Annotated in this window: 18 protein-coding genes and 2 pseudogenes; 7 read left to right on the top strand and 13 right to left on the bottom strand. The window is 60.8% G+C overall.

Annotated features, from left to right (window positions below; all coding sequences use genetic code 11):
• Positions 1-169 precede the first annotated feature (169 nt).
• Complete coding sequence (locus tag GCT19_RS13660; protein ID WP_018437485.1) at positions 170-853, bottom strand: nitroreductase; 684 nt, start codon at positions 851-853, stop codon at positions 170-172.
• A gap of 305 nt (positions 854-1,158) precedes the next feature.
• Here GCT19_RS13660 and GCT19_RS13655 point away from each other — a divergent pair, with 305 nt between their 5' ends.
• The 4 genes from GCT19_RS13655 to GCT19_RS13640 all read left to right on the top strand — a co-directional run bounded on the left by GCT19_RS13655 (position 1,159) and on the right by GCT19_RS13640 (position 5,726).
• Positions 1,159-2,277 (top strand): iron-containing alcohol dehydrogenase, encoded by a 1,119-nt coding sequence (locus GCT19_RS13655; protein ID WP_018437486.1) that lies wholly within the window; start codon positions 1,159-1,161, stop codon positions 2,275-2,277.
• Complete coding sequence (locus GCT19_RS13650; RefSeq protein ID WP_152852255.1) at positions 2,277-3,713, top strand: amidase; 1,437 nt, start codon at positions 2,277-2,279, stop codon at positions 3,711-3,713. The genes GCT19_RS13655 and GCT19_RS13650 overlap by 1 nt, the downstream gene beginning before the upstream one ends.
• 31 nt (positions 3,714-3,744) lie before the next feature.
• Positions 3,745-4,587, top strand: coding sequence for a tryptophan 2,3-dioxygenase (locus GCT19_RS13645; RefSeq protein WP_408582385.1), 843 nt, complete (start codon positions 3,745-3,747; stop codon positions 4,585-4,587).
• Positions 4,588-4,679: 92 nt separating this feature from the next.
• The gene (locus GCT19_RS13640; RefSeq protein WP_152852254.1) at positions 4,680-5,726 is read left to right on the top strand and encodes a glutathione S-transferase family protein; all 1,047 of its coding nucleotides are present in this window, start codon (positions 4,680-4,682) and stop codon (positions 5,724-5,726) included.
• A 136-nt stretch (positions 5,727-5,862) separates the two neighbouring features.
• On the opposite strand, the gene wrbA is transcribed toward GCT19_RS13640, so the two are convergent.
• Together wrbA and GCT19_RS13630 are read right to left on the bottom strand one after the other, a co-directional pair.
• Positions 5,863-6,489: an NAD(P)H:quinone oxidoreductase gene (gene wrbA / locus GCT19_RS13635; protein WP_018437490.1), complete on the bottom strand. Its 627-nt coding sequence runs from the start codon at positions 6,487-6,489 to the stop codon at positions 5,863-5,865.
• 25 nt (positions 6,490-6,514) lie between these two features.
• Complete coding sequence (locus GCT19_RS13630) at positions 6,515-7,465, bottom strand: ring-cleaving dioxygenase (RefSeq protein WP_152852253.1); 951 nt, start codon at positions 7,463-7,465, stop codon at positions 6,515-6,517.
• A gap of 260 nt (positions 7,466-7,725) precedes the next feature.
• Between GCT19_RS13630 and GCT19_RS13625 the strand changes: the two genes are divergently transcribed.
• Positions 7,726-8,637: a LysR substrate-binding domain-containing protein gene (locus tag GCT19_RS13625; protein ID WP_152852252.1), complete on the top strand. Its 912-nt coding sequence runs from the start codon at positions 7,726-7,728 to the stop codon at positions 8,635-8,637.
• Between the two features lie 512 nt (positions 8,638-9,149).
• Here GCT19_RS13625 and GCT19_RS13615 read toward each other — a convergent pair.
• From GCT19_RS13615 to GCT19_RS43315, 10 genes and pseudogenes are all read right to left on the bottom strand, one after another.
• The gene (locus GCT19_RS13615; RefSeq protein WP_152852251.1) at positions 9,150-9,476 is read right to left on the bottom strand and encodes a hypothetical protein; all 327 of its coding nucleotides are present in this window, start codon (positions 9,474-9,476) and stop codon (positions 9,150-9,152) included.
• Positions 9,477-9,910: 434 nt separating this feature from the next.
• Positions 9,911-10,438, bottom strand: coding sequence for a DUF4142 domain-containing protein (locus GCT19_RS13610; RefSeq protein WP_018437495.1), 528 nt, complete (start codon positions 10,436-10,438; stop codon positions 9,911-9,913).
• Between the two features lie 338 nt (positions 10,439-10,776).
• Positions 10,777-11,382 carry a tetratricopeptide repeat protein gene (locus GCT19_RS13605; protein ID WP_026229082.1) on the bottom strand — a complete coding sequence of 202 codons (606 nt, stop codon included), beginning with the start codon at positions 11,380-11,382 and terminating at the stop codon, positions 10,777-10,779.
• Positions 11,383-12,179: 797 nt separating this feature from the next.
• Entirely contained in the window at positions 12,180-12,926 is a 747-nt protein-coding gene (gene hutC, locus GCT19_RS13600; protein ID WP_018437497.1) for a histidine utilization repressor, read from the bottom strand.
• A gap of 65 nt (positions 12,927-12,991) precedes the next feature.
• Entirely contained in the window at positions 12,992-14,602 is a 1,611-nt protein-coding gene (locus GCT19_RS13595) for an HAL/PAL/TAL family ammonia-lyase (protein ID WP_152852250.1), read from the bottom strand.
• Positions 14,603-14,621: 19 nt separating this feature from the next.
• Positions 14,622-15,413 carry an ABC transporter ATP-binding protein gene (locus GCT19_RS13590; protein ID WP_018437499.1) on the bottom strand — a complete coding sequence of 264 codons (792 nt, stop codon included), beginning with the start codon at positions 15,411-15,413 and terminating at the stop codon, positions 14,622-14,624.
• A gap of 25 nt (positions 15,414-15,438) precedes the next feature.
• The gene (locus GCT19_RS13585) at positions 15,439-16,185 is read right to left on the bottom strand and encodes an ABC transporter permease (RefSeq protein ID WP_018437500.1); all 747 of its coding nucleotides are present in this window, start codon (positions 16,183-16,185) and stop codon (positions 15,439-15,441) included.
• A 17-nt stretch (positions 16,186-16,202) separates the two neighbouring features.
• Positions 16,203-16,925 (bottom strand): ABC transporter permease, encoded by a 723-nt coding sequence (locus GCT19_RS13580; RefSeq protein ID WP_152852249.1) that lies wholly within the window; start codon positions 16,923-16,925, stop codon positions 16,203-16,205.
• An 85-nt stretch (positions 16,926-17,010) separates the two neighbouring features.
• Positions 17,011-17,871 carry a transporter substrate-binding domain-containing protein gene (locus tag GCT19_RS13575; protein WP_018437502.1) on the bottom strand — a complete coding sequence of 287 codons (861 nt, stop codon included), beginning with the start codon at positions 17,869-17,871 and terminating at the stop codon, positions 17,011-17,013.
• A 932-nt stretch (positions 17,872-18,803) separates the two neighbouring features.
• A pseudogene (locus GCT19_RS43315) lies at positions 18,804-19,004 on the bottom strand (IS30 family transposase); the annotation flags it as partial.
• Between the two features lie 53 nt (positions 19,005-19,057).
• Here GCT19_RS43315 and GCT19_RS13565 point away from each other — a divergent pair.
• Together GCT19_RS13565 and GCT19_RS13560 are read left to right on the top strand one after the other, a co-directional pair.
• On the top strand, positions 19,058-19,390 hold the full coding sequence (locus tag GCT19_RS13565) for a type II toxin-antitoxin system RelE/ParE family toxin (RefSeq protein WP_321576810.1): 333 nt from the start codon (positions 19,058-19,060) through the stop codon (positions 19,388-19,390).
• Between the two features lie 681 nt (positions 19,391-20,071).
• Positions 20,072-20,294: pseudogene (locus GCT19_RS13560) on the top strand (IS5/IS1182 family transposase); the annotation flags it as partial.

Here is a 20,294-nt window from a genome sequence, read left to right as displayed (position 1 = left end):
CTTATGCAAGTCCACCATCGTCGCTCCCGCACGGGCAGCCAGCTGCAGACCGCTCATCGTGGTCATGAGCCGCAGATGCCGACTATGTTGTTACCCGAGCCGTTGACGGTGCCGCTGGAATTGCCGGCGCACTACGGTGCCCACTCAGACATGCCTCGGGCGGCGCCTATCAGGCGTCGATGAACGAGACGAATTCGTCGACTTCCAGCTTATGAAGCACCATGTTGTTCTCTGGAATGCTGTTGTCCGCGTAACCGAGCGACATGCCCGCCACCACCATTTCTCCTTCGGGAATGTCGAGGCCCGCGCGCAGGACGGCAGATTGCAGCGACCAGATCTGCTGGGGGCAGGTGTCCAAACCTTCGGCTCGCGCGGCCAGCATGATGTTCTGAAGGAAGCAGCCGTAGCACAGGAAGCTCGCCCATTCGAGGCGCCGGTCCATTGTGAAGATGAGCCCCACAGGCGCATCGAAGAACCGGAATTGACGCTCCACGTCCCGCCTGCGTCCGACTATGTCGCTCCGATGCACACCTTGGGCATCGCCCAGCGTGCCGCGGAATGTATTGAAGCGGGACGAAAAAGGCGCCGGCAGTTCTTCGGGAAAGAACGGATACTCCGGAACCAGTTTCTCGGGGCCGGCGCGGTAGGCTTCAACGGCCGCATTGGAAATCTTGTCGCGAGCATTTCCCGTCAGTACGTAGCATCGCCAGGGCTGGGTGTTGCTCGAACTGGGCGCATATTTCGCAACCGAAAGAATCCCCCTGACGGTTTCGATCGACACAGGCCGATCCAGAAACCCGCGTTTGCTTTGACGTCCGCGAATCAGCTGTTCAATGAAATTGGTCACATCCATCTCCATGTCTCGAGTGTCGTAGTCGGATTGCATCTGGAGATGCACAGCATAGACATCTCGCTCGGGTTGAGAAGGCGCCGGTGGTTGCAAGCTCCGTTCGAGATAGACGAACGATTCAAGCAGATGCGACGTTGCAATACATTGGATATGAGACGCTAAGAGGATACGTGAACGTCGCTTCCCCAGCGTCCATATTCATGGACGCTATGTCTCGGAATGCACCGTTCACGCGCGAACTCAAACCGCCTATCTTCTCACTCGAGATCGAGGCATCGACCCGCCTACGACATTGCAGGAGTGAGTGGATGAACCAGTTGAAATGCTTGCCGCAGGACGGGATTATCTGGGGGCACGATATCCTGAGGACCGTCGCTGCTTCCCTCGGAGACTACGGCATCAGCCGTCCGGTCATCTTCACAGTGGAGTTCCTGGAGGCCTTGAGCCGCGAGTACATCCAACCAGGGGTTCGGGATGCCGTGGGCATCTTCGTCGATCTGCCGCCGCACGTGCCCGACTTCGCGGTGCAACAGGGTCTACGCGCCTGTATGGACCGTGGTGCGGATTCGATCATCGCCTTGGGTGGGGGCTCCGTTCTCGATGCCGCGAAAGCGGTTTCCTACCTGCATTTTCAGCAGACGGGCCGCCATCTTCCCATTGCCGCATTTCCAACTACCTTGTCCGGTTCTGAGTTCTCTCACTACTTCGGTGTGACGGAAACGGACGGGCCGCAAAAGTTCAAGCGTAGTTATGCCGTGCGCGAAACGGCCCCAAGACTGGTGGTCCTCGATCCTCGCCTGATCGTCGATACGCCGCGCGTACTGTTGTTGAGTTCGGCCATCAAAGGCATCGACCATGCGGTCGAAGGTATGCGCAAGATTGAAACGGACCACCCGCATGCGATTCTGGCCGCGCGAGGCGTAGAGCGCTTTCTCACCGTGCTTGAGAAATGGCCGCAGCAACTCGACACACATCAGGCGATCAAGCGCGGACTGGTCTGCGCTGACGATCTGCTGGAACTTCAGCTTGCGGCATGGCAGTGCTACTTCTTTCCCGCGTCGGTCATCTATGGCTTGAGCCATCGCATCGGGCACGTTCTGGGCGGCACCTTCGGCCTTCCGCACAGCTTGACCTCGTGCATCACGTTGGCGCCGGTCATTCGGGCCTGTGCACGCGCGTATGGCGACAAGTTCGAGATTTTTTGCGCGGCTCGCGGCAACAAGACGGCGGCCGCTTACCTCGCTGACCGGATAGCGGGTGTCGTGGCCTCACTGGAATTGCCGGGGCGGCTCAGCACGCTCGACTTCGACAAGGCGAAACTGCCCGAGGTGGCGGCGTTGCTCGAGAGCAGCTATCCATCTGAGGTCGCCGATCTTGGCGAGAGGGCCGGCGAGAAGCTCGCGGCCATACTGGAGAGCATGTGGTAATGACCAGGTCCCGTCCGTCATCCGGCGTGGCGCCGGTTTTCTCAATGCTTCGCAAGACGCTCGATGCGCTTGCCGCGAAGCAGACCACTGCAACGGCGCTGACAGAGCAGGCGCTCGAAGACGTCGAAGCCTGCAAGCGATCCTTCAATGCTTTCTCGGCGATCGATTGGGACCGTGCGTTGAAGGCCGCCGCCCAGAGCGATCGCCGCTACGAAGAAAACAGGCCGCGTCTGCTTGAAGGGCTCCCCGTCACCATCAAGGATCTGATCGATACCAGGGGCATCGAGACCCGCTATGGTTCCGCCGCTTATGTCGGTCACGTGCCTGCCGTCGATGCCGATGTGGTGAAGGTCCTGATGGAGCAGGGCGCGATCATCGTCGGGAAGACGACCACTCATGAATTCGCGTGGGGTGTGACAACTGCCAGCGCGAGGTTCGGCGATACCTTGAATCCGCTGGACATCACGCGTATTCCAGGCGGTTCGAGCGGCGGCGCTGCCGTTGCGATTGCGTCCGGTACCGTCAGGGCAGGAGTGGGTACCGATACGGGCGGCTCCGTCCGTATTCCAGCGGCACTTTGCGGCGTCGTCGGATTCAAACCGACGCACGGAACGATCCCTACGCGTGGCGTGTTTCCGCTGGCGCCCACTTGCGACCACGTCGGTCTGCTTGGAAAACAGGTCGATGACGTCGCGATACTTGCAGCCGCTTTCGGCATCGACTTGCCGCAGAGCGATGCATGGATTTCCGCACGCCTCGGCGTCGTCCGCGAGATCGCGCCCGTTCCGCTCAGCCAGGAAGTTGCGGCGGCATTCGATAACGCGATCAGACGGCTCGAACAGATCTTCGCGTGCGACCAGGTCGACACGTCTTGTTTGTTCGACCACGTTTATGAAGCGTTCGCGAGCATCGTTCTGATCGAAGGCGGCATCGTGCATTTCCAGCGCAACGACTGGGACCGAATAACCAGGCACTACAGTCCGGAAACTGTCGAGCGCCTCAGACGAGCCGAAGCGATGGATCTGCGCGCGTATGTATCGGCCCAGCAGAGCCGGCGCGAATTTGCGGCGCGTCTGCATCAGGCGATGTCGACGGTGGACTACCTGGTGCTGCCGACATGCCCGTGCGCTGCGCCGCATGTCGGTGCCGGCACGCTCAGCATCGGTGATTGGTCCGGCACCGTCCGCGAGGCATTGATGACCTATACCGCCCCATTCAATGTCGCGGGATTTCCGGCGATTTCGATTCCGTTGCCATGCGGGGATAGCGCGCTTCCCGCGGCATTGCAGATCGTGGCGAAGCCCGGTGACGACGGTGCGCTTCTGCAGATTGCCCAGCAGATGGAGCTGTTTCTGAAAGGCGGCACCACGCCGGAAGAACAGATAGACGTCAATACGCATGGAGGAAGTCAAAGTGAACGACAAGTTGAACGATAGCGCGAGTCTTGAACGCCTTGAACCGGACAGCATGGCGGCGGGGCAAACGCCCTACAGCGCGTGGATGCAGACAGATGCGCTCCACGCGTTGCAACGTCCCGTCAGCGATCATCCGGGAGAGCACGCATGGATCGTCACGGTGCAGGTGTCGGAGCTTTACTGGACGCTCATCATCAAGGAGATGCAGACCGCGCAAAGGCAGTTTCGCGCCAATGACTTGACGCAGGCGCAACGGACACTGCAACGCATCGTCGCGCATCACGAGCCGCTCAATGCGACGTGGCGCTCGATCGCGTGGATGACGCCCACCGACCTGCTCGCCATCCTGTCCCGCGCAGTGGCGACGTATGGCAAGGATACGGCGCTGCAGGGCTGGGCCTATCGGCAAATGGTCTATTTGCTCGGCATAAAACAGGTGGAGCATTTGAAGCATTTCACGCCTCAGCCCCAACGTTGGGCACAGCTCAGTCAGGCTCTCGCGGAACCGAGCATTTACGACGATGTGCTCGCCTATTTGAACCGTCTCGGATTTGCGGTCCCGGGCGATGTGCTCGAACGTGATTTCGCCGTGCCTTATAGACCCAGCAATGCTGTTGAGGAGGTCTGGCGCGACATCTATGCCGCTCCGAGCCGAAATCTCGAACTTCAGCAGCTCGGCGAGACGCTTGCCGATATCGCGGAAGGATTCTCCACCTGGAAGCACCTTCACCTCATGGCGACGCGCCGGACGTTCGGTGCGAGACCCGCCTACTTTGGCACTGAGGGTATCGCCTGGCTGAAGCCGACCATGGACGAAATTCCCTTTCCGGAACTTTGGTCGGCGCGCGGGTTCATTGGTGATCCGCCCGCCGCGTGTCCGCACGCCAGGAAGTAGGGAAGTGCAACTTGCATAGCCGGCTCGCTTTCGCGCGAACCGCAATGGCACTTGTCTTCTATCAAACAGCGGCAAAAAAGGGGAATTCAGCGATGAGCAACAACGGTTTGATGAAACTGGCGGCCGGCGCGCGAGCCGCCATTGCGGACCCGGCGCGAATCACAATTGTGGGCGACGATGCGAACCCGCGTTTCGAACTCTTTCACGCGGCGAGCTCTTTGTGCTCGCAAAAGGTACGCACGGTCCTTTTCGAAAAGCAACTGGCCTATCGTTCGAACGACATGATGATCCTGAGTTCGATGGGCACGGAGGGTGTCGTTCCCGCCGAGCATTACCATCCGCCATACGTCCGTCTTCGGCTGATCGCGGGCGTGGAGATCGGACGGGAATTCATTACGGGCTATAGCGGGCGAACATCAGTGGAAACGGAGGGCTTCGACCCCTGCACGGTGCCATTGCTCGTGGACTACGAAGCGGGCCGGGTCATCGCGGATTCGCGGCGGATCTGCTGCTATCTCGAAGCCGTTGCACGCGAGCCGGTTCAGCTTTTGCCGGACGAGGACAGGGCGCGCGCCGAGGTGCTGCGTCAGATGAGCATCGTCGACAGGATTCCAAATGGGGCGCTGCTGTATGGCTTTCATCCCGACAGCGACTTGAGGCCGGATGCGCTCAAAGCCGTCATGGAAACCGTCTATGACTACAAGGTCATGGCGCTCGAAGCGATGATCGCCGCCAATCCACAAGACCCTGCGCTGAATGCCGCATGGCGCGCGAAAATCGCAAAGGAACGTGGCGGAAAGTCGGTATGCCACGATGCGGCGTTTCAGCGTGCCGCGCGCGCACACGTCGCGAGCGTGTTGAAAGATCTGGACAGTGCGCTGGGTCCAAGCTCGTTCCCGTATCTCCAGGGAGAGTCGTTCTCACTCGCCGACGTGCTTTGGGGTGTAAATCTCGTCCGCCTTGCGTACCTGGGGCTTGCGTCAATGTGGGAAAAACTGCCCAACGTCGCGCGGTACTTCGACTCGCTCGTCAAGCGGCCGTCCCTGTATAGGGAAGCGATGCAGGCAACGCTCGCGTCGCTGCCGTATTCGAGTTACATGGATGACATTGCAGGCGGCGAGGCGGTGCTCACTGCGTAGTGCGCTGTGATGCGGGTATCGCCGGCACCGGCGTTGGCCGGTGCCGGATGACTGAATGGAATGAACGGGACGAAAGGAAAAAGGCGGAGCCACGAGACTCCGCCTTTGTTCCTTTGTTCATTACCGAGCCATTTTCTCAGGCCGCCACGGCATCTTGCTTGTAGTGCAACGCCCTTGCGACCGTCGCCACTCTGCGGCCCTGATAACGCGCAACCGCGAGGTGATCCTCGTCGGGCTTCACGGCGTCGAGGTTCGACACATGGGTCGCGCCATAGGGCGTTCCCGCCTTGAACATCACTGCATCGGCGTAGCCAAGCGGCACGATGATGAGGCCCAGATGCGCCATCGGCGCATAGATCGACAGCAGCGTGGCTTCATTGCCGCCGTGCCGCGACGATGTCGAACCGAATACCGAGCCGACCTTGCCATTCAGCTTGCCTTGGAACCACAGACCACCAAGGCCATCGATGTAAGCCTTCAGTTCCGTCGCGATCGATCCGAACCGCGTCGGCGTGCCGAACACGATCGCGTCGGCCCACTCGGAATCCGCCTCCGTCGGTGCTTCGTATTTTTTGTTCATCGCCGTGGCGTTCTCGAGCCAGCCGGGCGCCTGTTGCATGACTTCCGGACCGACCACCTCGCGCGCACGCCGCATGCGGATCTCTGCGCCAGCCTCGACGGCGCCTTCGGCGACAGCGCGTGCGAGCGTCTCAGTCGAGCAATTGCGTGAATAGAAAACGATGAGTACTTTGGGTTTCTGCATGACATGTCCTGACAAGGAGACGCAGTTAAACGGAGATGGGCTCGAGCCGTCCGAGCAGCTCCTCCTTGCGATTCACCAGCCATGGCGGCAGCTGGAATTCCTCGCCGAAATGGCCGGGCTCTTCATCGATGGCGAAGCCGATATCTGTCGTGGCCGCTTCGAAGATCACACCCCCGGGCATCTTGAAGTACATCGACCGGAAGTAGTTCCGGTTGACCGATTCCGAAGTATCGATGTAGCCCATTCCCATGAAACGTTCCTTGAGAACCATCTGCTCTTTGACGCTGTCCACCGCGAATGCCACGTGATGAATCGTGCCTTCGCCATAGATCGACGATCCCTGGTGCCGGGCGGGTTCGTGAAGAAACTCGACGACCATACCGGGGCCACCCGTGTGCGTTTCGAAGCGGTGGTACGGTCCGGATTGGCCGACTTGCCGGAAGCCGAGCGCTTCGTTCATGAAGAGAATCGATTCGTCGACTTCACGCAGTGACAGCGTGATGCTGTGGACGCCACGAACGGCACATGCTTCGGGGATGTCACTCGTCACGCAGGGCGGCCGTGTGTCGATATCCGTTTCGACGAGATCGAATTCGATACCACACGGATGATGGAAGCGCTGACGCCTTTCGTCGAAGCGCTCGGTGATCGCGGCGTTGTAAGAGATATTCATCGCGTTGAACCGATTACGCCAGAAATCGAGCGAGCCTTTGGGGACAGAGTAATTGATGACACGTACCTGGCCCGAGCCCTGACGGGCCTTGACGCCTTTCTGCCTGAATGGAAACGAGGTCACCAAAGTACCCGGATCGCCGTTCGCGTTCCCGTAGTAAAGGTGATAGATCGGGTCCTCGCCGTCTAGAAGAACCGTCTTCTTGACGAGGCTCTGTCCAAGCAGCTTGGTGTAAAAATCGACATCCTCCTGAGCGCCGCTCACACCAGCAGTCAGGTGATGAAATCCCTTAATCATCGACATTGTCCGCTCCACATATTAGGCGTTGAACTATCAGACGAAGACAGCACACAGCCGCCCGTCTGATACAGCTTAAGCGCTCCGATTCGATTGCGAACCTGCTCTGTCGTGTACACAGGGTTCGGCAAACTCGAACGATTGCGCTTGATATCACCAAGGTTCGTCCGAATGGCAGCGGGGATTTTTGACGGAGTAACATCGGGTACCCGATCCATCTTCAAAACCGTTGCCATCGCTGGCAATGCTCCACACGACCCAATGCAATGCTCGATCTGAAGGATGTCTTTTACTTCGTTCAGGTAGTCGACCGTGGAGGGTTCACCTCCGCGGGCGAACTGCTTCGTCTTCCCAAGTCGACGTTGAGCCATAGAGTCAAGGAACTGGAAACCTCGCTTGGCGTTCGGCTCATCAACAGGACGTCGCGCCAGTTTGCCGTGACCGAGGTGGGCGAGGAGTTTTACCAGTACGCAACAGCCTTGCTTCGAAGCGCGGAAGTTGCGGAAGAAGCGATGCGTCAGCGTCTTGCGGAGCCGAGCGGTGTGATCCGCGTCACGGTGGCTGCCGAGATTGCGCAGTTCGCACTGCGCCATGTGTTGCCCACCTTTCTCTCGAACCACCCTAAAGTAAGAATCATCGAAACGGCGACTGACAGGATGGTGGATATCGTCGGAGAAGGCTTCGATCTGGCGATCAGGGGCCACACGGGACAGCTTCAGGATTCGAATCTGGTGCAGCATCCGCTCGCGAAGGCGCCGTGGTATCTGTTCGCGGGTCCGGAATATCTCGAACGGACCTCCCGGCCGGAACAACCGGAAGAACTGGCGTCGCATTCCATTATCGCGTTGGCCACCAAGGGGCCGCAACAGTGGCAGTTGCAGGGTCCGGACAACCGCACCGTCACTGTGCCGATTGAACCGAGATTCCAGAGCAACAGCCTGATATCACTTAAGGAAGCTGCTTGTGCAAACGTTGGTATCGCGGCGCTACCGGGTTATATCTGCCAAGCTGAGCTGAGAGCCGGCGCGCTGCGGCCGATACTGCCGGACTGGATAGCCGCAGACGCACGCATAACGGCGCTGATTCCTTATCGTACGGGTCTTCTGCCTGCGGTGCGGAGGATGGTCGACTATCTTGCAGTCGTGTTGCCGAAGGTGACGGCTTTCGACGGAAGGTGAGTCAGAGCATCACCTCGCCTGCTCTTCCGCACGATGCCGTCCACCGTGCCTCGCCCCGACGACCGGATCGACGCCGCCTGCACGACCTGCGCGTCACGCGATGCGGCCTTCTTCGGCTGGACACTTTTCGCTGATCGCATTGGGCGCCGCTGTAGAACCGATTGCGAATCGCGAACATCATAGTGGGACGCAAGGTCTACGAGCTGATCGGAGCGAGCAGTGAACACGTTTGTTCGAGCGACGGCATCCGTTGTGATGCCCGACACGTCAATCGCCGACACGGGCAGGCTCGGTGCCATTTCGTCGTCGTCAGTTTCCCCTCAACGGAATCGAGATGATTTTCGACTGATGCGTCCGCACGCGCGCAGCCGCACCGCGCCGGGGGACTCGACTGAGCGGCGGAAATGAAACGGCGCAACGCGGCTGCGGGAGCTGCGTTGCGCCGTCGCGAGACGACGCGCGCCGAACTACTCGGTGACGTACCTCGCGTTGGACACCCTTCTACTTTCGAATCACCACCGGCGGTAAGGGTGATGCCACCCCCACGGATGACCATAGTACCCCCGGTAGTACCCCGGCCAATACGGACGACCGTAGTACCCGCGGTAGTACCCCGGCCAATACGGACGACCGTAGTACCCACGGTAGTACCCCGGCCAACCATGGCCATAGTAGACGGGCGGCGGTGCGTAATAGACTGGCGGCGGCGCGTAATAGACCGGTGGCGCGCCATAGACCGGCACACCGATGCCGACACCGACCGAGACGTGCGCCTCCGCCGTCGCGGCGAATCCTGCGCCAAGCGCAGCGACGGCCAGCAGCGAGACGAGCTTCTTCATTTGGTTTCCCCAAGTGATGCCTGCACGCGTCCCATGATCCGCAGTATCCGCCACGGCACGCTGCCCTTTCAGGATATGAAAAAAGCGGCCGCCTTACAGTTGCAAGTGTTTCAAAATGCAATCGCGAAAGGTGTACCGGAATCGGCGTGAGGCCCAGGGTTTCGGCGAGACGAGATCGATCCCCGTTTACCGATCGCGCGGCCGTGAAGCGTTGCAGTTCTTTACGACACGCTCGTCCGATTGCAGCGCTGCGGGCCAGAGCACCTTGTCTGGCAAACGCGGGCGGCTGGCATAGGCGAACGACAGCATCGGGGTGGGGCCCCGACAGTTGCATCAAGCGATCGAGCGCGTCGCACATCAGCATGAAGCCGGCATTGTCGGCATCAACGAAGGTGCACCCGCAAGCGAGGCTGGTTCACCCGAATCCGCTGGGATTACCGCACCCGTGCCGATTGCAGTCGAATCGCATAGTCGAGATGCAAGATGAAAATCACGCGCGCTCTGACGAGCAGCGCCTTTAGTTCCGCGTTCTTCGCGGCCGGAAGCAGCGTGTTGTCCACCGCGTGAACCAATTGCTGGTGATATGTGATCTCTTGATAGAGGTAGTCTCCGTCGAACGCATACTCATCGGCCGCATTCAACCTGGCGAGGTTGTCATCCCCTTCGTTCCGAAACGCCTCGCTCATCCTACTATTTTCGGGGTAGAGCATCAGCCTCTGCGTCAATTCGACGGCTGACTGATACAAGTCCCTGTGTTCTGCGATCATTTTTCCAGCGAAATTCCGGATGCTTCTTGTCTGGCTTCGGCTTAGCGCGAGGTTGCCCGCCTCGATTTCGGCTCGATTCGCGACCATGAGGATGGCGGCGATTTGCTGGTCAGAGTGTTGCGCGTGTACGTCATACATGCGCAGCGACAATGCCGCGAGTAACACCAGCGCGGCGGCTTTGCGGCTCGGGATCATCTTTCGCCTCCGGTTCGAACCATTGAACGGACACGTCTGCTGCGGTACTGCGTTGACCGGTTGCCGTACCGTCGTAGCCGTTTGCTTTCCAAGGTCCCATTTTGCGCCCGGGACGCGCGGTCGCGTGGCCTATCTCAACGGCGGCGCCGACGTTGGAACGTCCCGGCTGTAGGAATGGCGAACGCCTCTTGATGGCTGAACCGCGCCCCACGACCGAGCAGGATGATCGTCTTGGACGCGACTCATGCAAAACGCATCTGGCGACCCGGAGGAGCCGTTCATCACTCTCCGAAGCGGACGTTCGGAAGTGTCCCGCGTAGGCGCAGAGGTGCCAGCTGTTAGGAATTGCTGCAGAACTTGCCGTACGGCGTCCGATCGGTAATCGAGCGCTTGTTGAGCACGGCGTCTCGAAGCGCCGTCGCGCGGTCGGTCAGCGGTTTGGCTTCCGCGGAGCGTCCTTCTCCAGCAAGGGCGCGTGCGTACTCGTTCAGAATGTCGGAATACGCAACAGGTGCTTTGTCGGCGGCATTCGCTTCGTCCAGGAACGGCATTGCGCGTTCGAAGTATGCGGCGGATTGTGAAAACTTCCTCTGGTCCAGATTCAACCGAGCTAGTTCGATCAAAGACAGAAAAAGAGGTTGGCCTGCTTGTTTGTCAAGCTGATAAGCCGCGTTAAGTTCGCGTTCGGATTCGTCAAAGAAGCAGGTGACGCCCAACGAACGCCCATATTCGTAGTGTGCGATAGCCCTTCTCGCTGGAGGCAAGTCCGCCTGATCAGCGTTCAGCGTTGCACGGGCAAAAGCTCGCCGTGCGGTGTCCCAATCGCCGCGCCGCTCGGCTGCCGCACCAACCGCAGTGTAATTGGTGGCCACCCGTTCGCTGACTGCCGAAGCGCATCCGCATAGAACAACGCTTAAGGTGAGAACCGCGACGATCGCCTTCATGTTGTGTCAATGTAGGGTTAATTGCTGTCCAAATGAACGTCGCTCAGACGGAGTTACGCGTTGCCTCACATAACCTTTTTTTCAAGGCACATGTGAAAGACAGTCGTATCAAATTAAACGGCTCATCAGAGAGAAACTTGAGCGTGCGACGAACGTTCATTGCAGAAACGCTCGGTCAAGTTCATCGGGAAGCGGCGGAAAGCGTGCGCCACGGGTGGGCGTCGTTTGGTGACGGAATTAGGCATCTTGGTGCCTGCAACCGAAGAGTCCCACGCGTAAAGGGAGGGACATTCGACGATCCGGGTAACCTTGTCGACCGGCCATTTCTGGGCCGATCAGCGCCCGACGACCGAGTGCCACGATCGTGTCCGGCGTCTGCGCGATGCAACAGACGTCACACGACCCAATCTCGCCGGTCGCCCTGTCAGCGGCTCAAGGGCGGGTAACGGACTTCTCCGGTCATCCAATGCGCCTGTTCCGGAGATACCTCGGTCCGTTCTATGAACGACATATTCATGGCGACTGCGTGGGACACTGGAAGACGTGGCCGCGCATCAGCTACTGCTTGAACCGGGTCTCTCACCGGCAGGGCTCACCTTTTCGAGGGTACATTCGCCGCGATGTGAGACCGCGACGCCATTGTCTCTGGCAAGTCGTCACTGATCTTGCCCACGACGATTGACCAGTCGCGCTCGCCGACCAGCTACATTAGCCAGTGGTCCCTCAACGCGAATGGCGCTCGTGTACTTCCCCCTTCCGGATCAACAAGCACTTGGGGGTCCACGAGCCCACTCGCTTCATACATGCCCAGCCAAATGAAAGCGTGACGCGGGATGCCATAGCCTGACCGCTGTCGCGACCGCCTCACCGACCCATGTGCGCCGCCACACCATGAGGCAGGGCTCACCAATGTCCATCTCCAGTTGCCGGCGGATCTGCGCGTCGGGCTTGTGCGCATAGATGCGGAATTCCGCGCGCTGGATCGGTGCCAGCCGCACCATGTAACGATTGGGCGTTTCCAACGAGAAATCCCGCTCCAGATAATGCGGGAACACCTTTGGATTGACGTAGCGGTCTTCATACTGGATCGGCTCCCCCTCCTCCAGATGCACGATGGTGGAGTGGAACACCGGACCGCTGGCGAGATCGAGTTCGCTGATCGCCGTCTGCAGGTTGCTCGTCTCGAGCCCGATCACGCGCGCGGCGTGTCGATGGCCTCGCGAGGCAATCTCATCGGCGATATTGCGGATTTCGAGCACCGTGGACTCGTACTCGCGCGGCGCCACAAAGGTGCCCAAGCCCTGCACGCGCGTCAGGACGCGCTCGGTGGTCAATTCGCGCAAGGCGCGGGAGACCGTCATGCGAGCCACCCCGAATTCCTTGACGAGCATGGTCTCCGAAGGAATCGCGTCCCCCGGCTTCCACGTGCCGTTCGCGATGCGCTCTATCACGTAGCGCTTGATCTGCTCATATGCGGGCGCAAGCTTGCGCTGCGTCCGTCCTGTTTCTGCCACTGCCTGCACGGTAGAGTTCATGCGCGTCATTTTCCCAACATGATCTATTTCTTGCTGGCGCTGCGCAACACTTCGCTGGAGTCCACTCGAGTGCCTCAACTGCCCACTGCGCCAGGCATGGCGTCGTTGGCGGGCTGCGCGGTACTGCGCGCCGCGGGCTCCATCGCCGCAGCAGTCCACAAGACAGGCGCCGACCTCGCGGGCAACGGGTCGGGCACCGGCGGCGGATCGCGATCGGCGATCATGTGGAAGGCCAGCGTCATATCGTCGGCAAGCGGGCGGTCATCGCGATAGGTCGGCACAATGGCGCGAATTTGTGCGTGCAGCCCCTCGGTGTATGGCGCGCGCTCGGCCTTGACCGGCTGCAGGTCGTACGCCTGCACCGCCGCGAGCAGCTCGATGCCGAGGATGCGGCTGCTGTTTTCGAGCACCGCGAGCGCCTTGAGCGCAGCCGGCGTCGCGTGGCAGAGATGATCCTCCTGCAGCCCCGAGGTCACGCCACCATCGAGGCTTGCGGGCGCGGCCTCGCGCCGGTTCTGGGCAACCAGCGAGGCTGCCGTGTACTGCGCAATCATGAAGCCCGAGCGCGTGCCGCTTGCTTGCGCCAGGAAGGCGGGCAAGCCGCTCACCAGTGGATTCACGAGCCGGTCGAGACGGCGTTCGGCCATCGCGGCGACCTGAGCCAGCGCGGCGGCGAGACTGTCCATGGCGAGCGCGATCGAAGCGCCCACTGCATGCGCCTGCGAATACACCTGAGGCTCTTGCGGTGTACCCGCGACGATCGGATTGTCGGTCGTCGAGGCCAGCTCGCGATTCACCACTTCCGCCGTGGCGGCCAGTACGTCGCGCGCCGCGCCGTGAACGTGCGGAATCGTGCGCATGCTGAGCGGATCCTGCGTGCGACGTCCGATCGACGCCCCCAACAAGCCGCTACCGGCAAGCGCCGCCCGCATGCGCGCGCCCACCTGGGCAAGCCCGGGCGATACGCGAAACGCCAGCGATCCCGCGTCGAAGGCCGCCATCTGCCCGCCAAGATTTTCGAAGCTCATCGCGGACACCACGTCGGCCCAGTCTAGCAGCCGCTGCGCGCGCCGGAGTGCAAGTGCCGCGAGGCCGGTCACGCAGGGCGTGCCGTTCACGAGGCTCAAACCCTCTTTCGCTTCGAGCGACAGTGGTTCGAGCCCGAGCCGCCGCAGCGCCTCGGCGCCGCTCATGCGTTCGCCGCGCCACTTCACGTGCCCCGCACCCACGCAGACCAGCGCGATGTGCGCCATGTGGCTCAGGTAGCCGACGGAGCCAAAGGCGGGCACCTCGGGCAGGCAGTCCGCTTCGAGCAGCGCGAGCAGACGCTCGACGACTTCAATACGCACACCCGAGTGTCCATGCGCGTAGTTGTTGATGGCGGCCGCCATGATCGCGCGCGTCTCCTCGGCGCCGAGCGGCGCACCAACGCCCACCGCGTGGCTCATCAGGATGTTGTGCGACAGATCGTGCTGCTCGGCTGGCGACACCACCACATCGCACAGCGCGCCCACGCCCGTATTCACGCCATAAGCGCGAATACCGCGCGCAACGATCTGATCGATGAGTTCGCGAGCGGCACGGATCCGTCCGCGCGCGTGCGCGGAAAGCTCGAGCGTGGCGCCCGCCGCGACTGCGCAAACGTCGCGCCAGTCGAGAGGCTGCTCGGAACGGGTAACTGACATAACGCGGCCTGCCGGTGGATTATTGGGTGTTGCGGTCTTCATGGCTCGACACGAATTGGCGGAAACGCTGCGATTTCAGATCGCCGAAGACCTCCTCGGGCGTGCCGTCCGAGTCCACCTGGCCCTGATGCAGAAACATCACGCGATTGGACACGTGCCTGGCGAATCCCATTTCGTGTGTCACCACGAGCATCGTGCGACCTTCGTCGGCCAGCGCGCGCATCACGCGCAGCACTTCGCCGACCAGTTCCGGGTCGAGCGCCGAGGTGGGCTCGTCGAACAGCATTACCTTCGGATGCATGGCGAGCGCCCGTGCGATCGCCACGCGCTGCTGCTGGCCGCCCGAGAGGTGGGCCGGGTAGTGGCCGCGCTTGTCCGCGAGCCCCACCTTGGCGAGCAGCGCCTCGGCCTCCTCGACGGCCTCCGCGCGGCTGCGCTTTTGCACCCGCATCGGACCTTCGATCAGGTTCTCGATCACGGTCATGTGAGACCACAGGTTGAAGTTCTGGAACACCATACCGAGTTGCGAACGCACGCGGTCCACCTGGCGGCGGTCGTCCGGGTGCAGCTTGCCGTCGCGGCGGCGCTTCATTTTGAGCTCCTCGCCGCCGAGCGCAACCGAGCCATCGTCGGGAATCTCGAGCAGGTTCAGGCAGCGCAGGAAGGTGCTCTTGCCCGAGCCGCTCGCGCCGAGAATGGAAATCACGTCGCCTTCGTGGGCGTCGAGCGAAATGCCCTTGAGGACATGATGGTCACCGAAGGACTTGTGGATGTTTCTCACGGAAAGGGCGACCGGTGCAGCTGCATTCATAAGTTTCTCCGGATGGGGCGGCCGCTCACGAGGCTGCGCGATGGGTTTCGAGTTTCGCTGCGGGGCGGCGGACGACCGACGGCGCGGGGCGCAAATGGTGCGAGAGGCGGCGTTCGAGGAGTCCGAGAATCCGCACAACGACGAAATTGAGAAACAGGTAAATCAGCGCGGCGCAGGTGAAGACCTCGGTCGTGCGGTAGGTCTGCTGGATGATCTGCTGCGCGACGCCGGTCACTTCCCACACGGTGACGAGGCTCGCCAGCGCCGTCGACTTCACGAGCAATACGGCCTCGGTCGAATAGGCGGGCAGGCACTGGCGCAGCGCGATCGGCCCGATCACCCGACGCAGCAGCGCGAAGCCCGACAGACCGATCGCATAGCCCGCCTCGATCTGCCCCACCGGCACGGCCATCAGCCCGCCGCGGATGATTTCGGCGGTGTAGCCCGCCGTGCACAGTGCCAGTGACAGCACGGCGCAGATGTACGGCTCGCGCAGCACCGGCCACAGGAAACTCTCGCGGATCACACCGAACTGGCCGAGTCCGTAGTACACGAGAAACATCTGGATCAGCAGCGGCGAGCCGCGAAACACCAGAATGTAGGCACGCGCGAAACGGTTGGGCAACCAGTGCGGCGACACGCGCATCGTCACGATCACGAGCGAGAGCAGGCCGCCCAGCACCAGCGATGCGAAGAACAGGCCCAGCGTGATCGGGACAGCCGCGATCAACTGGCGCATCGTGTCGAGAAGGAAGTCGAAATCGATATGCATGATGGGGCGCCGTAGTGTCAGTTACGTGCGAAATTGCGCTTGAAGGACCGTGCGACGATCGCTTCCGCGCGGCCGAAAACGCGGTTCGACATGCCCGTCATCACGAGATAGAGAGCCCCGCCTACCACGAAGAAGAGGAAGTACTGGTGTGTGGAACCGGCGGCCACCTGGCTTGCGCGCAGCAGTTCGACCAGTCCGGTGACGGAAATCAGTGCGGAATCCTTGAGGCTCAGTTGCCAGACGTTTCCGATGCCAGTGAGCGCGAATCGCAGTACCTGGGGAATCAGGATGCGGCGCGCCATGGTGAGCGTAGGCATGCCGATCGCCCGCGCCGCTTCCAGTTCGCCGCGCGAGACGGCCAATACCGCAGCGCGATACACCTCTGCCTGGTAAGCGCCGGAAATCATGCCTACCGCGAACGCACCGATTGCAAAAGGCGGCACGCCGATGAAGCCGTCCGCGCCGAACCACTGGCCGATCGACGAAACCAGCGTCGAGCCGCCGAAGTAGAACAGATAGATGACGAGCAACTCAGGCACGCCGCGAAAGACGGTGGTGTAGCAGTCACCGATCACGCGCACCGTGCGATAGCGCGAGAGCTTCGCGGCGGCGATGAGCGCGCCGAATACGGCACCGATCGCCAGCGCAGCGAGCGTCAGGACAACAGTCATGAGCGCACCGAGCAACAGCACGCCGGCCCACCCATCAGGACCAAATCCAAGCATTTCGAGCAGAGACATTTTCCTACCCCACGCAAGCTTGCGAACGGGGCCGCGCGCCCTCAACCAGGTGCTGCGCGGCGCGCGGCCAGTCTGTAGGCGCCGCTCAGGGCGTCACGTCGGTCTTGAACCACTTCTGCGAGAGCTTTTTCACCGTGCCGTCGGCGAGCGCGGCAGCAATCGCCGTGTCGAACTTCGCCTTGAGGTCGGCGTCCTGCTTGCGGAAAGCGAGCCCTTCGCCCGGCCCCCAGATCGGGCCGCCGATCTTCGGGCCGACCGTCACCGTGGAGGACGTTTCCTTCTTGTCGGCATTGGCGGCGTAGTAGGTCACGTCGTCAAACGAGGCGTCGATGCGGCCGTTGGCCAGATCGAGATCGCGCTCCGGCGAAGTCTTGTACACGCGGATCGACGCGACATCCTTGAAGTTCTCGTTGATGAAGCGTGTATAGACCGTGCCTGACTGGATGCCGATCGTCTTGCCCTTGAATGCGGTGCGCAGCGCGTCCACAGCGGGGGCTTGGGACCGCGCGTCATTATCGAGCTTCAGCGGGGGGGCGCTGGCGGCCGTCTTCGGCACGATCTTCGTGTCGGTCACAGCGAAGGTCGCGGGCGTCGCCGCATAGGGCTTCGAGAATGCAATGATCTTCTCGCGTTCGGGCGTGATCGAGATCGCGTCCATCAGCACATCGAACTTGCCGGCCTGAAGGCCCGGAATCATGCCGTCCCAGTCCTGCGACACGAGATTGCACTGCAGCTGCGCGCGAGCGCACAGGTTCGCGACCAGTTCAGGCTCGAAACCGCCCAGCTTGCCGCCCGGCAGCGTCAGGTTCCAGGGCGCGTAGCCCCCTTCGAGCGCGATCGTCACCGTCTTCCATTCTTTTGCCTGCGCGACACCCCCGCAGAGCATGGCGGCACCGACTGCAGCACCGATCAATCCCTTCGCCAACCCGCTGTACTTCGCGTGCATCTCGACTCTCCTGTGATTGCGAAACCTCTGGAATGAGCGCGCGACTCTCTTCGCATCGCATCTTGTCTAGACAGGATGCTGAAAAAAAAACCTGGATGCAAGCTGAATTCCAAAAACCCGGTCTTACCTGGGGTATGCCCTGAGTCGGCGATCAGGCACACCGATCGCGCTGACAGATGGGTCTGCGGAGCCGATGATGACCTCAGTGCTCCGTGGCACGGGTCTTGGGTCAGAAATAATCGCGCATCGGCGAACCCTGAATTTGGCGCTTCCGGAACATCTTCGCTTCCGGGACACCGCCGCTTCCTGGAAAGTGGGACGCGCCAAGTTTGGTAATGGACAAGGAATGGTTCGCCGTCACTTGCATAGACAACATCGTTTGTTCAATGGCCGCTACTTCAACCGCGAGGACACCGTCCTATGCGTTCGCTCGTGCGTGCACCGGCGGCTTCACACTGACACGTGGACCAACAGTTCTTTCCAAGGACCCAAACCGCGCTAAGGCCGATTACATCGAAAAAAATAGTGTCCGCCGCTGCTGCGGCAATCCGTTCAGCCGTGCAGATTGCGCGTTGCTCCGCTGTGTTGTTGCCTGCTCATGATTTTTAGCACAAGGTTCAAATTTTTACGGCCATTTGAATGGCGTCATCGGACTTCTCACTGCGAAATACCACAGGGACGCAATGAATGGCCGGGTTGCCCGAAAACGGTCACGGCGCACAGGACCCCCTGACTTGCGTCCGCGCTGCAAAGCCAGGCACACGATGGCAGGAAGCGCAGCTAACGGAGCAGCGCGGACATCCCGACCGGCGTCTCAAAGAAGGTAGTTCTTTGGGTTTGTCCAACGCCTGCCCGCATGCGCTGACGCGTGCTTGCGAGCCTGCGGACATGGGCAGGCGTCGAACAAACCTTAAGACAAGCGCGCGTCGCGCATCGGCCAACGTCAGCGCCAGTCTGGAACGACGTCGTAGTGCCGGCCGTATTCGACCTGTCTGCGCCAGGATTCCCTGCACCGACGAGTGATTCCGATCCAACAGTTGCGCAATATGCTGAAGCGACTCGCCTTTCTGCCAGAGCTCCGACATTAACGCTTTCTGGCTTTCGCTATAAACGGTCCGGGTTCTGTACTTCATCTGCAACACTCCCGCTGCTTACGCAACTTCGTTGTGTTGCGTCGACCGGTTGAATCCGCACAATTAGCCCGACAAAACTGGCCAGGCAGGACGTAGAGGACGAGGTGACGCACTACCTAGTAGACGAAGGCTCGGAGCAGGCAGCGCTAGGATTCATCACGGAGATCGAGCAGGCATACGAGCGTCTCTCCAAGCACCCCAACATCGGTTCTCCCCGCTACGCGTATGAGCTGGACATACCGGGTCTGCGCTCGTGGCCGCTTGATCGCTATCCGCATCTGATCTTCTACATTGAGCGCGAGGCTCATGTGGAAATCTGGCGCGTCCTCACCGGAAAACGTGATATTCCGGCGTGGCTGGAGAGCAACGACGGTCAGATTCATTGACAGCGCAGCCACGAATTCCATACCTCACTCGTCCGAGCGGGCCCTGACAGGTCACTAACAGCCTTATCCAGCACAAAAAGGATGATTACCCCAGCGTCGCGGCATCTAGGGTCGTCCTGCATATTTAGCTGATCGGGAATGACGCACTGCGACAAATGCGGTTGCGACCATGCAGATACGTCTGTCTTGCAGGTGCGGCAAACCGCACGGGAACATCGCCCCGTTTGATGAGGGCGAAGCAGAACGCACCCCACGTATTTTCATTGGAGAACAAAATCCACTTCGGTCTCTTCGATCGGCACAGTCAGCACGTCGCTCGGCGTCAGTACCAACTGGCCGACACTAGCCCATCTGATTGCGCTCGTAAATCTTTGCGCGATTCCCCATCACGAAGCTGATAGAACCGAGTTCGCCACGGGCTCTTGATGCCGAAAGCACCTCAACGAACATCCGGCAAAGCTCGGCGAAGAGGACCTTGTTGGCTAACAGGCGTCGTGACAGAATTCTACGAACGACTAGCCAATCCAGCCGGACGACGGCGACCTTCCATGGGGTCGCCCATCCAGGTACCAATGATCCCTCGTGACGCGACGGCGGCTTCTCTAAGGCAAAGCTGATCAAGTCCACCGCAGAGCTACTCCGAGCGTTATAGCTCGGAGTGGATAAGGAAGGCAGAACAGGATGAAGCAGCAGACGCTGGCAATGGCAGCTGATGAAGGTGCGGGTTTCGAGACGCACCGCAAACGGACGCGGCGCGATGAGTTTCTCGATACGATGAATGCAATTACGCCGTGGGCTGAGTTGTGCGCGGTGGTCGAGCCGCATTACCCGAAGCGCGGCAATGGTCGCCCGCCGATTGGTCTGGAGCGCATGCTGCGCATCCATTTCATCCAGCACTGGTTCA

The organism is Paraburkholderia atlantica (genome assembly GCF_009362785.1).
Taxonomy (GTDB): Bacteria; Pseudomonadota; Gammaproteobacteria; order Burkholderiales; family Burkholderiaceae; genus Paraburkholderia; species Paraburkholderia atlantica.
The sequence above is the reverse complement of the archived record's forward strand: the minus strand, read 5'-3'. Positions and strand labels throughout refer to the sequence as shown.